The sequence below is a fragment of the Ferrovibrio sp. genome (genome assembly GCF_025869515.1).
GTDB lineage: Bacteria > Pseudomonadota > Alphaproteobacteria > Ferrovibrionales > Ferrovibrionaceae > Ferrovibrio.
Genome location: NZ_JAOZVR010000025.1, coordinates 1 through 13963, shown reverse-complemented (window position 1 = coordinate 13963; position 13963 = coordinate 1). Strand labels below are relative to the sequence as shown.

The window sequence follows — 13963 nt, the reverse complement described above, 5'->3', positions numbered from 1 at the left end:
TGCGAAGTCATGATGCCTGATGGCGTCACCCCGCATCCGTCGAACGCCCGCGCGACCATCCTCGACGACGAGGACGCCTGGTTCGGCTTCGAGCAGGAATATTTCTTCTACAAGGACGGCCGCCCGCTCGGCTTCCCGGAACACGGCTTCCCGGCACCGCAGGGCCCGTACTACACCGGCGTCGGCTACAAGAACGTCGGTGACGTCGCCCGCCAGATCGTCGAGGAACATCTCGACCTCTGCCTCGAAGCCGGCATCAACCACGAAGGCATCAATGCCGAAGTGGCCAAGGGCCAGTGGGAATTCCAGGTGTTCGGCAAGGGCTCCAAGAAGGCCGCCGACCAGATCTGGATCGCCCGCTACCTGCTGCTGCGTCTGTGCGAAGGCTACGGCATTGACATCGAGTTCCATTGCAAGCCGCTCGGCGACACCGACTGGAACGGTTCGGGCATGCACTGCAACTTCTCGACCAAGTACATGCGCGAAGTCGGCGGCAAGGACTATTTCGAACGTCTGATGGCGCAGTTCGACAAGAACCTGATGGACCACATCAACGTTTACGGCCCGGACAACCACATGCGTCTGACCGGCAAGCACGAAACGGCTCCGTGGAACAAGTTCTCCTACGGCGTTGCCGACCGTGGCGCTTCGATCCGCGTTCCGCACTCCTTCGTCAAGAACGACTACAAGGGTTATCTGGAAGATCGTCGTCCGAACTCCCAGGGCGACCCCTATGCGATCGCTTCGCAGGTCCTGAAGACGATCTCGGAAGTTCCGTTCGCTGCTTCTGCAGCAGCCTGATCTTCGAAGATCGACCATTGATCACGACAGCGCCGGTGAAAGCCGGCGCTGTTTTCGTGTGCGGCCTGCCGAGTTTTGGTGAGGTTCCCGATTTCCTTCGGGAGGGGCCTCACAAAAGCGCGTTGTGATCGCTCAAATTCTCCCTGCGTATTAGGGCGTATGTCCTCGTCCCGAAACCGGTTCCCACTTTCACGGGACATGCTCTATATTGCCCCAAACGGAGGTTCGGCCATGCGGCCATCGGAAGTGCTGGAGAAGAACAGGCAGGCGACCAAACGCTTCAATGCGGCGAAACCGAGCGTGTTCGGTTCGGTGGCGGTCATATGACTCCAGAGCAGCGTTTTCTCGAAAATCTTCGCGACATGCAGGAGGCGGCCTCCGAGGCTGTCGGCTTTGTCAAGGATGTGACCCTTGAGGCATTCGAGCGGGATATCCTGATCCAGCGCGCGGTTGCGATGACCTTCGTGCTGATCGCCGCCGCGGCTGCGAGGGTACTGGCCGGCTTTCCGTCTGCCGTTTCCGAATATCCTGACATCGACTGGCGGAAAATCAGGGGCTGGCGCGACATGGTTGTCCATGAGCACGAACCACTTGACTGGCGACTGGTGTGGGACACCGTTCAAGTCGACCTGCCGGCACTGATCCGCCAGATCAACCAGCTACGCCATCCGCATATTCAGGGAGAATGACTCCTCTTGTCAGACCTGCTTTCCATCCAGCCTCTCGCCCCCGAAGCATTCGCTCCCTTCGGTGAGGTGATTTTCGCCAGGCCCGAAACAATGCGCCTGATCAATGGCGGCACCACGGAGCGGTTTCATGCGCTGTTTTCGCCGGAGGTGACGGGTGAGGGCGCGCGGGTTATCGTCAACATCTTCCGCGGCCAGCCGCGCGCCTTTCCCTATGAGGTCGGAATGATGGAGCGGCATCCGTTCGGCAGCCAGAGCTTTTCGCCACTCTCCGGCCGGCCGTTCCTCGTGGCCGTCTCGCCCGAAGAGGATGGCAGGCCCGGGCGTCCGCAGGTCTTTCTGGCGCGTCCCGATCAGGGCGTGAACTACCGGCGCAACGTCTGGCATCATCCGCTGATGGCGATCGGGGAAATCTCGGATTTTCTGGTTGTCGATCGTGACGGGCCGGGCAACAATCTCGAAGAGTTCTTTTTCGACAAGCCCTTCGTGATTCTGGAGCCCCATCTATGACCGGCCTCACCACCCATGTCCTCGACACCGCGCTCGGCAAGCCGGCGGAAGGTCTGAAGATCCAGTTGATGCGGATCGTGGGCGAGGATGCCGAGTTGGTAACCACCGCGATCACCAATTCCGATGGCCGCGTCGACGGCGGACCGATCCTTTCGGGCGAGAGCTTCCGGGTCGGGCAGTACGAACTGCTGTTCCATGCCGGCGACTACCTGAAGGCGCAGGGTGCGCCGCTCACTTCGCCCCCGTTCCTCGATGTCATCCCGATCCGTTTCGGCATCAGCGATACCGAGGCGCACTACCATGTGCCGCTTCTGCTTTCGCCCTATGGCTATTCCACCTATCGGGGCAGCTGATCGATGATCTTCGCTGCGATCGCCGATGTTCACGGCAACCATCTGGCGCTTGAAGCTGTGCTGGAGGATATCCGCCGGCAGGGGATTTCCGAGATCGTCAATCTCGGGGACAGCTTTTCCGGTCCTCTGAACGCCGGTGCCACGGCGGACCTGTTGTTGCCGCTCGGGGCTGTGAGTGTTCGGGGAAACCACGATCGGGCGCTGATTGACAGGCCGTTCGAGGAAATGGGTGACTGGGAGCAGCCGGTTTTTCCGCAGCTCACCACGGACCATCTCGACTGGATCCGCGCGCTGCCGTTCAGCGCTGTCTACCGCGACGAGGCCTATCTCTGCCACGCGACGCCGCAGGATGATAACACCTACTGGATGGAGACGCTTTCGCCGGATGGCATCTTCCATCTGAAGCCGCTCGATGAAATCGAGGGGCTTGCCAATGGTATCGAGCAGCCGCTCATTCTCTGCGGTCACAGCCATATCGCGAGGGCTGTCCAGCTTTCCGATGGCCGCCTGATCGTCAATCCGGGCAGCGTTGGCTGTCCGGGCTTCGATTATGACCAGCCCTTCTATCACAAGGCCCAGCAGGGCACGCCGTTCGCCGCTTATGCCGTTCTGGAAAAGACCGGTCGTGGCTGGCAGCCGACCTTCCGGCAGGTACGCTACGATAACGCGGCCGCAGCCGAGATGGCGGCTGCTCACGGCATGGCAGACTGGGTCAGCGCGCTTTCGGGCGGCTGGATCGCCTGAAGAAAATTTCAGATTCCGTCGAATAGAAGCACCCTCCGGGGTGTTCACCTCCTGCAACCCTGCATGTTTGCCCCGCCGGGAACGTTCGGCGCGGGTTCATGCGGGAAAATCAAACTCGCAGCGTCCGCCGTTCATCGTAGGTGGCTTCCGGCGCTGTCGTATTTGCAGAGGATCAAGCCATGCCCCGCGTTCAAAAGCTTCGCTTTGCCACCCTGTCTGCCGTCTGCCTCTTTTCCGTCGCCCTTGCCGGTCCCGTTTTCGCGGCCGGCGGTTATGGCGGCGGTTCGGATTCCAGCTCGGGTTCCACGCCGGTCTGCAAAAAGGGCAGCGTCTATGACCGCAAGACCCAGAAATGCATCCGGCAGAGCGGCGCCAATCTCACCGACGAAAACCTTGCCGATTATGCCTATGCGCTGGCAAAGGCCGAGCGCTACCAGGATGCTCTCGACGTTCTCGATACGGTGAAGGATCAGAACTCGCCGGAAGTGCTGAATTATCGCGGTTACGCTACCCGCAAGCTCGGCCGTCTCGATGAGGGCATCGGCTATTACCTGAGGTCCGTGGCCGCGGACCCGCAATATGCGCAGGTGCGGGAATATCTCGGTGAGGCTTATGTCCTGAAGGGCGAGATTGAACTGGCCAAGGCGCAGCTGCAGGCCATCAAAGGGCTTTGCGGCACCACTTGCGAGGAATATCGCGACCTCGATGCCGCCATCGGCGCGGCTGCGAAGATCTGACGCTAGAGCGCCGCGCGTCCATTTGGACGCACAAAGGACGCTCTAACATCTTGAATCTGCGCATCGAGCTTTCCGAAAATCGATTCCGATTTTCGGGCCGATGCGCTGGGGAGCAGATGACGGGCCGGGCCGCGATTTCGTGGTTCGGTTTGTCGTCAAATCGGTATCTTGCCAATGTCGAGCCTATCCTGTGATTATCCGCTGAACAGCGCCGCCCCGTCATCGCAACAGGACCGGGCGGTCGCGCCCGTTTCATTCACGGGAAGGGAGGCTGCCATCGCAAGCGAGGCGGACGTGCGAAACGGTCTGTCGGCCAATCTGAGCCGGCTGTGGCGATATGCCTTCGTGCTGTCGCGTCGGCGGGACATGGCCGACGATCTGGTGCAGCAGACCTGCGTCCGGGCGCTGGAGCGGGCGGCACAGTTTGCCGCGGGGTCGCGGATCGACCAGTGGCTTCTCGCCATCCTGCATTCGATCTGGCTGAACGAGGTCCGGGCGCAGCGGGTGCGCGAGGGCGCGGGGCTGGCCGAGGCTGCCGACGTTCTTTCCTTCGATGGCCGGGCGGAGGCCGACCGCAAGGTTATGGCCAATCAGGTCATGCGTCTCGTGGACGCACTGCCGGAGGCGCAACGGACCGCCGTGTTTCTGGCCTATGTCGAGGGGCTGTCCTACCGCGAGGTCGCGGCGATCCTCGGCGTGCCGGTCGGAACCATCATGAGCCGGTTGGCCGCCGCGCGGGCGAAGCTCGCAGAGGCAAGGGGGGAGGGCGAGCGATGACACGGGAAGACAACATGCCATCTGACGAACTCCTGACGGCCTTCATCGACGGAGAACTGGACAGCGAGGAGCGCGACCGCATCGAGAGCCTGCTTGAGCAGGACAGTGGCGTTGCCGACCGGCTGGAATTCCTGATGCGCGCCAATCTCGATTATCGTCATTCCTTCGCGCCCCTGCTTGGAGAAGCGCCGGTCGGGCGGCTGCAGTCAATGCTTGCGGCGGCCGGTACGAAACCGACACCGGTCATCACAGGCGGCGTCGGTCGCCGTGGCCTTCTCGGCGCGGTGGCTGCATCGGTGCTCGTGGGCATCCTCGTCGGCAGGGTCGGTTTCGATTGGTTCGATGAGGATGGAGAGAGACCGGACGAGTGGCGGGGCCTCGTCGCGCAATACATGTCGCTCTACGATGTGCAGACACTTTCAGGTGTGCTGCCGACGGCCGCCGAGCAGGCGGCGGAGCTTTCGGCCGTCAACCGGCGTCTCGACATGCGGATGACATCCGAGCAGCTCGATTTCGATGACCTCGACTACAAGCGTGCGCAGGTTCTGGCCTATGACGGCAAGCCGCTGGCCCAGATCCTTTATCTCGATCCGGACAGCGGCCCGCTTGCCTTCTGTATCGTCCGCTCGGATGGGAAGCCCGCGCCTATGCGGACAGAGCAACGCAATGGCATGACCGTCGTCCACTGGGCGGATGGCAGTCATGCGCTGATGCTGATCGGGCATGCGCCCGAAACGCGCATGCTGGATCTCGCGGAGGCACTGATCGACAGGCTCTCCGCCTGATTGAGGACTGTCAGTATGGGTTTTCCGCGAGGATCCGGTGGTCGATTTCCTCGATCCGCCGCTTGCCGCACAGCGCCATGGTCGTGTCCATCTCCTTGCGGATGATTTCCAGCGCCTTGGTGACACCCGGCTTGCCCATCGCGCCGAGACCATAAAGGAAGGGGCGGCCGATGAAGGTGCCCTTTGCGCCGAGCGCCATGGCCTTCAGCACGTCCTGTCCGGAACGGATGCCACTGTCGAGGTGGATTTCGATCTTGTCGCCGACGGCGTCGACGATCTTCGGCAGCATGGAGATTGAGGAATGCGCTCCATCGAGCTGGCGGCCGCCGTGGTTGGAAACGACGATCGCATCCGCACCCGTCTGTGCGGCGAGCGTCGCGTCTTCGGCATCGAGAATGCCCTTGATGATGAGCTTGCCGCCCCAGCGTTCACGGATCCACTCGACATCCTTCCACGAAAGCTGAGGGTCGAACTGTTCTGACGTCCAGGCGTTGAGAGAGGCGAGGTCGGTCACGCCCTTGGCATGGCCGTGAATATTGCGGAAGGTGCGGCGGCTGGTCTGCAGCATGTTCCAGCACCAGCGCGGACGGGTCGCCATCTGGTAGAGATGCTTCGGCGTGAGGCGCGGCGGAGCGGAGAGCCCGTTGCGCAGATCCTTGTGGCGCTGGCCGAGGATCTGAAGGTCGGCGGTCAGCACCAGTGCCGAGCATTTTGCGGCCTTGGCGCGATCGATCAGGTTCATCACGAAATCGCGGTCGCGCATGACATAGAGCTGGAACCAGAAAGGCTTCTTCGTTGCCGAGGCGACGTCCTCGATCGAGCAGATGCTCATGGTCGAAAGCGTGAAGGGAACGCCGAATTCCTCGGCTGCCTGGGCCGCCAGCATTTCGCCATCGGCATGCTGCATGCCGGTGAGGCCGGTCGGGGCAAGAGCCACCGGCATCGAGACCTTCTCGCCGATCATCGTGGTTTCGAGCGAGCGGCCGCTCATGTCGACCAGCACGCGCTGGCGCAGCTTGATTTTGGAAAAGTCCGACTCGTTGGCCCGATAGGTGGATTCTGTATAGGAGCCGCTATCGGCGTAATCGAAGAAAAGTTTCGGAACGCGGCGCTTCGCCAGCGCCTTGAGATCGGCGATTTCGAGAATGGTGGACACTTTTATTGCCTTCAGCTGGAAATTAGCGACAGAGAGCCATCAGAAATGCTCCCCCGAACGAAAGGGGCCGACCCTTATGCCGGCTGCGACGAGGTAGGCGGTGGACCAGCCGATCAGCAGGAAACCGCTGACACCTTCCAGTCCCGCCAGCATGCGCCATTCGGGGTGCGGAATGACGTCGCCGTATCCGATGGTCGAAAAGGTGACGGTCGAGAAGTAGAGCGCCGTCGAGAAATCGCCGAGAAAACCGATCAGCCGATAGCACAGCGCCCAGAGCCAGACCTCGGCCGTCAGCACGCAGAAGACGCCGAGAACCACGGTGTTCATGGCCAGGATGCGGCTGCGATGGCCGTGCAGCCGGATGCGGTCGATGATCCAACTCATCACGCGGGTGACACCTATCAAGCCGAAGGTGTGGATGACGACGGTGAGCGAGATCATCAGCGTGCCCAGGGCGAGGTTCAGCAACAGGTTCATGGGGTGTTCCCGGCAAGCATCAGGCGAGTGTCCCGCGCAGTTCCTTGCGGAACACGAATTTCAGTCCCGACCAGACAGAATCGACGGCGCAGACCTTCACGTCGACCAGTCCCTGCGGCAGAACCAGTTCGCGCAGGACGTCCTCAGTGATCGTGGTTTCCACGCCAGAGGATTTCTTCGGCCAGGAAAGCCACAGCATGCCGTCCGCCTTCAATGCGGCGCGTAGTACGGGAAGTCGGTCGGCAAGCTGTTCGCGAACGGTTTCGAACGCGTGGATCAGGTCGAATTCCCGCGCGGCGACCCTGTCGAGGCTTGTCGCGACGCTCGCCAGCCCGTCAGTCCGGGTGAGATCCCCCAGGTGCTCAGGCAGGTCGAGGAACAGGACCGCCATGCCCGGTTTGAGGCCGAGTTTCTTGGCAAGGGGAGTGCCGGAATAGCCGTGCTGCATCGATTCCTCAGGCGGCGGCCGGTTTGCTTGCCTTGCCCGCAACGTAGGTTTCGACGACGGAGCGGTCGTCGCCCAATGTCTGCAGCAGAAAGAGCTCTTCCGCAAGGGTTTTCACTGTTTCCATGCGCAAAGCCATGGCCGGCGTCGCCGCCGGGTTGAGGACGACGAAATCGGCGTCCGTTCCTGCGTCCAGCGTGCCGATCCGGTCGGAAAGCGACAGCGCCTCGGCATTGCCGAGCGTCATCAGGTGGAAGCTCTCCAGCGGATTGAGGCGTTCCTCCTGCAACTGCTGGATCTTGTAGGCCTCGTCCATGGTCTTCAGCATGGAATAGCTGGAGCCACCGCCGATGTCGGTCGCCACCGCAATCCTGACCGGCTTGTCGCGGCGCTGGTAGCGCTTCATCGGGAAGAGGCCGGAGCCGAGGAAGAGGTTCGATGTCGGGCAGTGGACGGCGATCGAACCGGCTTCGGAGATCGCGTCGGCCTCGCGATCGGAGAGGTGGATGGCGTGGCCGAGCAGGGTCTTGCGGCCAAGCAGGCCGTAACGGGCATAGATATCCGTGTAGTCGGTCGCTTCCGGATAGAGCGAGCAGGTGAAGTCGATCTCGTCGCGGTTTTCCGAAAGATGTGTCTGGATGTGCAGGTCGGGAAATTCCTCGGCCAGCGCCTGCGTGGCAGCCATCTGCTCCGGGGTGGAGGTGATGGCGAAGCGCGGCGTGATGGCGACGTGGTTGCGGCCCTTGCCGTGCCAGTCGGCGATCACCTGACGCGTCTCGTCATAGGCCATCTGAGGGGTGTCCAGCAGGCCCTGAGGGGCATTGCGGTCCATCATCACCTTGCCGGCGGCCATCAGGCTGCCGCGGCGAAGGTTCTCGGCGAAGAAGGCGTCGGCGGAGGCCTTGTGCACGGAGCAATAGGCGACGGCGGTGGTCGTACCATTGCGGAAGAACTCATCGAAGAAGTGCCGGGCGATGCGTTCCGCGTGGGACGTCTCGACGAAGCGGCATTCCTCGGGGAAGGTATAGGTGTTCAGCCATTCCAGCAGGTTGGCGGCATAGGAGCCGATCACCTGCATCTGTGGAAAATGCACATGAGTATCGATCAGGCCGGGCAGGATGAGATGCGGCCGATGATCGACCTCGACGGCATCGGGTCCGGCCCCGGCCTTCACGGCGGCATAATCGCCCATGGCGGCGATCCGGCCATCCTTGACCAGCAGCGCGCCGTCGCTTTCATAGCGGTAGCTTCCCTCGTCATGCACGCTTTCGGGCGCGTGGCGGAAGGAGAGAAGGCGTCCGCGATAGAGGGTGGCTGTCATTGGCTGCTTTCCCCGGAAACTGAACTCTCATACCAGGCGACGAGAAGCGCGCGTTCTTCGGCGCTGACCTCGGTGATATTGCCGGGCGGCATGGCATGGGCGCGGCCGGCCTGCAGGTAGATCTCGCGGGCGTGGGCGGCGATCTCGGCGTCGCTTTCGAGCTTCACGGATTTTGGCGCGCGCGCCACGCCATCCCATACCGGCTCGGCCGCATGGCACATCGAACAGCGGCTGGCGACGATGTCCTTCACCGCGGGGAAATGCGCGTCAGCGGCAAAGCGCTGGTAGACGGGAGCCACCGATACCTCATCTTCCGAAACGGGCTTCTGCACGGTCGAAAGCCACATGATGACGATGAACAGAACGGTCGTGACCATCCAGGTCCAGAGCGGGCGGCCTTTGCGGGCGTGAGTGGTATTGAACCAGTGGCGGATGGTGACGCCCATCAGGAAGACCAGGGCGGCGATGATCCAGTTATAGGCGGTGCCGAAGGCCAGCGGGTAGTGGTTCGACAGCATGAAGAAGATGACGGGAAGCGTCAGATAGTTGTTGTGCAGCGAGCGCTGCTTGGCCTGTGCCCCGAGCTTCGGGTCCGGCGTGCGGCCGGCGATGAGGTCGGCCACGACGATCTTCTGGTTCGGGATGATGATGAAGAAGACGTTGGCCGACATGATCGTCGCCGTGAAGGCGCCGAGATGCAGGAAGGCGGCGCGGCCGGTGAAGATCTGGGTGTAGCCCCAGGCCATGGCGACCAGCACGACATAGAGAAATGCCATCAGGCCCCAGGTATTCTTGCCGAGCGGCGACTTGCACAAGAGGTCGTAGAGTACCCAGCCGACGCCGAGGGATGCGAGCGAAAGGCCGATCGCTTGCCACTGGTCTACATCGAGGACATGGCGGTCGATCAGGAAGAGATCGGCGCCGCCGTAATAGACCACACAGAGCAGGGCGAAGCCCGAAAGCCAGGTGGTATAGGCTTCCCATTTGAACCAGGTCAGGTGTTCCGGCATGGAGGCCGGCGCGACCAGATATTTCTGGATGTGGTAGAAACCGCCCCCGTGAACCTGCCATTCCTCGCCGTATACGCCTGCGGGCAGGTGGTCGCGTTTTACGAGACCAAGATCGAGTGCGATGAAATAGAAGGACGAACCGATCCAGGCGATGGCGGTGACGACATGCAGCCAGCGAACGGCAAAGGCCAGCCATTCCCAGGCGATGGCAAATTCATACATCAGAAATCCCTTTCTTCCCCAACCCGAAACTTTGTCGAAAAAGCCTTGGGAATGAAAGGGGGCAGGGGGCGAAATCGATGCTTTCCCCGGTGATTTGTGCGCCGCGAAAACCTACTCCCCAATTTATGTTCTTATTCTAATGTTCGTTAACTGTTACATTGGTGTCGCAAATCCGCCGGGGGGTGGTCGTGCGTACCGGCGAAGGCCTTCATTCAATGGAGAAGCCGCCCATGCGCTTGGCATTGCTAATCGTCAGCATCATACTCTATGCGTTCACCGTCGAAGCTCACGATGCCCATTCCGGCTGGAGCTACGATCTCTATTGCTGCAACGGGGATGGCCACACCGGCGACTGTCAGGAGATACCGTCGTCGAGCGTCAGGATCGTGCCGGGTGGATATCAGCTGACGCTTGCGCCGGGCGATCACCGGCTTATCACCCGCAATCACATCTTCAAGTTCCCACAGAGCACCACCCGCCGCTCCCAGGACAGCGAATATCACCTCTGTCTCTTTCCGGACGAAAACACGCCCCGATGTTTCTATGCACCGGACATGTCCTTCTAAGCCAAGACCGATCGGCGAAGCTCAGGTGAGGCCGTCCGTTGCCAGCGTTTCCACGATCCAGGCATGGAATGCCCTTATCTTCGGCAGCTTGCGCTTGGCTTCCGGGTAGGCGAGCCAGTAGTCGTGGCCGTCGCGACCCATGATATCGAAAGGCTGGAAAAGGCGGCCCATGGCGATCTCGTCACGATAGAATTTCGGGGTCAGGATGCCGACGCCCTGACCGGCCATGGCGGCATTCGCCTCGAAGGTCTGAGCCCCGAGCCGGCTGCGTGGGCGGCTGTCCAGATCGGGATCTGCGACGCCGGCGGCGGTGAACCAGATGCGCCACCAGGGATCGCTCGGATCGATGATGCGCAGCTTCAGGAGGTCTTCCGGCCGGTGCAGGCCTCCGACGCTTTGTGCAAGTGCCGGACTGAGCATAGGCGTGAAACCGCTGTAGATCAGGAACTGGCTGTAGAGGCCGGGCCATTTTCCGTCGCCGGTTCGGATGGCGATGTCGGCTTCCGCGCTGTTGAAGTCGATCAGCGCGGATGATGCCTCGAGGCGCACCGCGATGTTCGGGTGCCTGATCTGGAAATCACCGATCCGCCGTGCCAGCCATTGCTGGGCGAAGGTCGCTGTGCAGTGGATGGTGAGCGTGACCTGCGCCGTCTCGCGCATATTGGCGACGGCCTCCTGCAAAAGGCCGAAGGCTTCCGCCACCTTTGGCGCGAGGCTTGCCCCGGCTTCCGTCAGGGTGACCTGCCTTGGCCGGCGCAGGAAAAGCTGCTCGCCGAGCATCTCCTCCAGCAGCTTGATCTGGTAGCTGACGGCGGTCTGCGTCATCCCCAGTTCCTCGCCCGCCCTGGTGAAGCTCAGGTGCCGGGCTGCGGCCTCGAACACCCGCATGCCGTTCAGCGGGAAATTGCGGGATAGTTTCATGGATAAGCCCTCTTGATCCATGCAGACGGATCTTTCGTTGGAATACGGCGATAATCAGGCGCATTCTATCTCTCATAGATCAACTGCAATTCTTCATTGTCAACGAGAGGTCGGCCATGACGTATGTTATGCCGGATGGCTTCCTGCGCCTTTATCGCCGGAAAAACAGGTTTAGCGCTTTGCTGGCGAGGGTCCTTGTCCGGTCGCGGCGCAGGCGGGAGGCCTTGTCGCAACACCAGATGCGCGACCTTGGTCTTCTGGACGGTCGGCGGACACCCGGCCCCGATCGCGAGGATCATCGCCGCGATGTCTGGTCAGGCGTCGGCTGGCCGCCGCGCTATCTCTGACGACACAGGCAATGCGGCCATGAGCCATGCCTGAAAGGCGCGGATCTTGGGCAGGTTGCGCCGTCCATGCGGATAGACGAGCCAGTAGATTTTCTCGTCCGTCCAACTGAGGTCGAAGGGCTGTATCAGGCGGCCGGACGCCAGTTCGTCCTGCACGTAGAAGGGGCTGAGCATCGCCACGCCGTGACCGGCGAGTGCTGCTCCCGCCTCGAGGTCGAGCGCGCCGAAGGCATCCAGCTTTTGCGTGTTGCTCTGCGAGGCATCGACGCCGGCCGCGGCGAACCACACCTTCCACCTGTCGTCGTCGGAGATCAGCGGCAGTTTCAGGAGGTCGGCCGGTTGGCTTATACCGCCGATGCTTTCAGCGAGGCGCGGGCTGAGCATGGGCGTGTAGAAAAGCCGGATGAGCGGGTGGCATACCAGCCCCTGCCATGGATCAATGCCGATTCGGATCGCGACATCGGCAGGCTCACGGTTGAAATCGGTCAATTGCGTACCACGTTGCAGACGGACGGCGATGTGCGGATATTCGAGCTGGAAGGTGCCAAGATTTCGGGCCAACCAGTGAGAAGCGAAGGTTGGCGTCGAATGGATTTCCAGAATTTCGTCGCGGCTGCGCCGGGCCTGATTGACGGCGTCGTTGAGCAGCACGAACCCTTCACTGACCTTCGGGAGCATGCGGCTGCCGGTTTCGGTCAAAACCACCTGCCGTGGCTGGCGCACAAAAAGTGCTTCTCCGATATTCTCCTCCAGAATCTTGATCTGGTAGCTGACGGCCGTCTGGGTCATGCCCAGCTCCTCCCCGGCGCGGGTGAAATTGCCAAGCCGGGCGACGGTCTCGAAGACTCGCAGAGCATTCAGTGGAAATTGGCGCGACAGCTTCATCGATAAGCTCTCTTTATGGTGTTTCGCCGAGATTGAATTGGAATTTCCCGGAAATCAACGGCATTTATTGCGACATGCATCAACAGAACATTTCGCATGTGGAGGCGACCATGCTGTCCGAGATTCGACTGGTATTCCTTCCCGGGAGCCATGTATTCGCTTCGGTCTACCGTTTTTTCCGGCGTCTCCTTTCCGGCGGACGCATGTCCATCGAGGATCTGCCGGACGGCCTGTTGCGAGATGTGGGGCTGGAGAAGGATTGGATGATCGCGGATCGTCGGGAGGCCGACCGGCTGCTTTCGAACCGTCGTCCTTACCGGCCGAGGACGCGCTCGTCCTGACGGGTGGAAGATTTCGCCTGCTTGGCCCCGAGCAATCGGGTGATGAGTTCCGCCGTAACCAGCGCTGCGATGACTGCCGGCCGCTTGTCCTTCACCATGTTGCCGCCGACCGGCAGCGTCAGTCGATTGAGCCATGCGGCTTCGCCGCCCTCGCGCATCAGCCAGCGGGAGAAGGTGGCCCGCTTGGTCGCCGACCCGATCATGCCGGTATAGGCGAGATCGTCGCGGGCAAGCGCCTGCCGGGCAATCAGGAAATCAAGCGCGTGGTCATGGGTGAGGATCACGGCCGCGCCGCCTGGGCGAATGGCCTCGACCTCGGTCTCCGGCATTGGGACATGGCGAAACGTGATCGTCTCGGGCAGGGTTCCGGGCTCGATCTGGCGGGTCTCCACCGCCGTCACATTGAAGGGCAGGGGCGCAAGTGCCGTCGCTAGGGCAAGTCCGACATGGCCGGCGCCGAAGAGGAAGACATCGGGAAAGGCCTGCTGTTCGCTCGATGATTGCCGCAGGAGCCTTTCGGTAACCGTCTCAGCGATCCGGGTGAAACGCAGCAGCGTGCGGCCGCCACAGCATTGACCGATTTCCGGTCCGAGCGGGATATCCAGCGTCTCGTCGGCCGCCTTGCCCGCAAGCATCGCGCGAGCGTGGTCGATGGCGATGAATTCCAGATGACCGCCGCCGATGGTGCCGAACAACCCGCTATCGGCGACGACCATGAACGCCCCGGCTTCCCGCGGCGTCGAGCCCCTTGCCTCGGCGACTTCGACGAGGACGGAGTTTGGATGGGCGGCGAGGAAGACGGAAAGAGATGGTTTGCCGTTCATGCGTGGCTCCCCCCCTCCGCCCTGCCGGCGTTCGTCGCTGCAATCGATTCACTGG

18 protein-coding genes are annotated in these 13963 nt (G+C 61.8%); 10 read left to right on the top strand and 8 right to left on the bottom strand.

Going from position 1 to position 13963, the window contains the following annotated elements:
- The 8 genes from OJJ21_RS04370 to OJJ21_RS04335 form a co-directional block, all read left to right on the top strand.
- The coding region (locus OJJ21_RS04370; RefSeq protein ID WP_297683522.1) for a hypothetical protein at positions 1–801 on the top strand (801 nt) is incomplete at its 5' end.
- Between the two features lie 323 nt (positions 802–1124).
- Positions 1125–1490 carry a HepT-like ribonuclease domain-containing protein gene (locus OJJ21_RS04365; protein WP_297683521.1) on the top strand — a complete coding sequence of 122 codons (366 nt, stop codon included), beginning with the start codon at positions 1125–1127 and terminating at the stop codon, positions 1488–1490.
- A gap of 6 nt (positions 1491–1496) precedes the next feature.
- Positions 1497–1997 (top strand): ureidoglycolate lyase, encoded by a 501-nt coding sequence (locus OJJ21_RS04360; protein ID WP_297683520.1) that lies wholly within the window; start codon positions 1497–1499, stop codon positions 1995–1997.
- A complete protein-coding gene (gene uraH / locus OJJ21_RS04355; RefSeq protein ID WP_250915725.1) occupies positions 1994–2350 on the top strand; it encodes a hydroxyisourate hydrolase in 357 nt (118 codons plus the stop codon). Before OJJ21_RS04360 ends, uraH begins: the two co-directional genes overlap by 4 nt.
- A 3-nt stretch (positions 2351–2353) precedes the next feature.
- Positions 2354–3094: a metallophosphoesterase family protein gene (locus OJJ21_RS04350; RefSeq protein WP_250946467.1), complete on the top strand. Its 741-nt coding sequence runs from the start codon at positions 2354–2356 to the stop codon at positions 3092–3094.
- 179 nt (positions 3095–3273) lie between these two features.
- Complete coding sequence (locus tag OJJ21_RS04345) at positions 3274–3831, top strand: tetratricopeptide repeat protein (RefSeq protein WP_297683518.1); 558 nt, start codon at positions 3274–3276, stop codon at positions 3829–3831.
- Between the two features lie 174 nt (positions 3832–4005).
- Positions 4006–4608 carry an RNA polymerase sigma factor gene (locus OJJ21_RS04340; RefSeq protein WP_297683516.1) on the top strand — a complete coding sequence of 201 codons (603 nt, stop codon included), beginning with the start codon at positions 4006–4008 and terminating at the stop codon, positions 4606–4608.
- The gene (locus OJJ21_RS04335; RefSeq protein ID WP_297683514.1) at positions 4605–5393 is read left to right on the top strand and encodes a hypothetical protein; all 789 of its coding nucleotides are present in this window, start codon (positions 4605–4607) and stop codon (positions 5391–5393) included. The genes OJJ21_RS04340 and OJJ21_RS04335 overlap by 4 nt, the downstream gene beginning before the upstream one ends.
- A gap of 10 nt (positions 5394–5403) precedes the next feature.
- On the opposite strand, the gene OJJ21_RS04330 is transcribed toward OJJ21_RS04335, so the two are convergent.
- Genes OJJ21_RS04330 through OJJ21_RS04310 form a run of 5 tightly spaced genes read right to left on the bottom strand, consistent with a single transcriptional unit; the run spans position 5404 to position 10024 of the window.
- Positions 5404–6549, bottom strand: coding sequence for an alpha-hydroxy acid oxidase (locus tag OJJ21_RS04330; protein ID WP_297683512.1), 1146 nt, complete (start codon positions 6547–6549; stop codon positions 5404–5406).
- 39 nt (positions 6550–6588) lie between these two features.
- Positions 6589–7026 carry a potassium channel family protein gene (locus OJJ21_RS04325; protein ID WP_250915731.1) on the bottom strand — a complete coding sequence of 146 codons (438 nt, stop codon included), beginning with the start codon at positions 7024–7026 and terminating at the stop codon, positions 6589–6591.
- 19 nt (positions 7027–7045) lie between these two features.
- Positions 7046–7474, bottom strand: a complete 429-nt coding sequence (locus OJJ21_RS04320) for a hypothetical protein (RefSeq protein ID WP_250915732.1) — start codon at positions 7472–7474, stop codon at positions 7046–7048.
- Between the two features lie 7 nt (positions 7475–7481).
- On the bottom strand, positions 7482–8792 hold the full coding sequence (gene guaD / locus OJJ21_RS04315) for a guanine deaminase (RefSeq protein ID WP_297683508.1): 1311 nt from the start codon (positions 8790–8792) through the stop codon (positions 7482–7484).
- Entirely contained in the window at positions 8789–10024 is a 1236-nt protein-coding gene (locus OJJ21_RS04310) for a urate hydroxylase PuuD (protein WP_297683506.1), read from the bottom strand. Before OJJ21_RS04310 ends, guaD begins: the two co-directional genes overlap by 4 nt.
- Before the next feature lie 188 nt (positions 10025–10212).
- On the opposite strand from OJJ21_RS04310, the gene OJJ21_RS04305 reads away from it, so the two are divergent.
- Positions 10213–10590: a hypothetical protein gene (locus tag OJJ21_RS04305; protein ID WP_297683504.1), complete on the top strand. Its 378-nt coding sequence runs from the start codon at positions 10213–10215 to the stop codon at positions 10588–10590.
- Between the two features lie 21 nt (positions 10591–10611).
- On the opposite strand, the gene OJJ21_RS04300 is transcribed toward OJJ21_RS04305, so the two are convergent.
- Both OJJ21_RS04300 and OJJ21_RS04295 read right to left on the bottom strand, forming a co-directional pair.
- Positions 10612–11511: a LysR substrate-binding domain-containing protein gene (locus OJJ21_RS04300; RefSeq protein WP_297683502.1), complete on the bottom strand. Its 900-nt coding sequence runs from the start codon at positions 11509–11511 to the stop codon at positions 10612–10614.
- 314 nt (positions 11512–11825) lie between these two features.
- Positions 11826–12743, bottom strand: a complete 918-nt coding sequence (locus OJJ21_RS04295; RefSeq protein WP_250915738.1) for a LysR substrate-binding domain-containing protein — start codon at positions 12741–12743, stop codon at positions 11826–11828.
- A gap of 110 nt (positions 12744–12853) precedes the next feature.
- Between OJJ21_RS04295 and OJJ21_RS04290 the strand changes: the two genes are divergently transcribed.
- Positions 12854–13084, top strand: coding sequence for a hypothetical protein (locus tag OJJ21_RS04290; protein ID WP_297683500.1), 231 nt, complete (start codon positions 12854–12856; stop codon positions 13082–13084).
- Here the strand turns inward: OJJ21_RS04290 and xdhC are convergent.
- On the bottom strand, positions 13057–13908 hold the full coding sequence (gene xdhC, locus OJJ21_RS04285; protein ID WP_297683497.1) for a xanthine dehydrogenase accessory protein XdhC: 852 nt from the start codon (positions 13906–13908) through the stop codon (positions 13057–13059). The two genes, OJJ21_RS04290 and xdhC, sit on opposite strands and share 28 nt — an antisense overlap.
- Between the last annotated feature and the right edge of the window lie 55 nt (positions 13909–13963).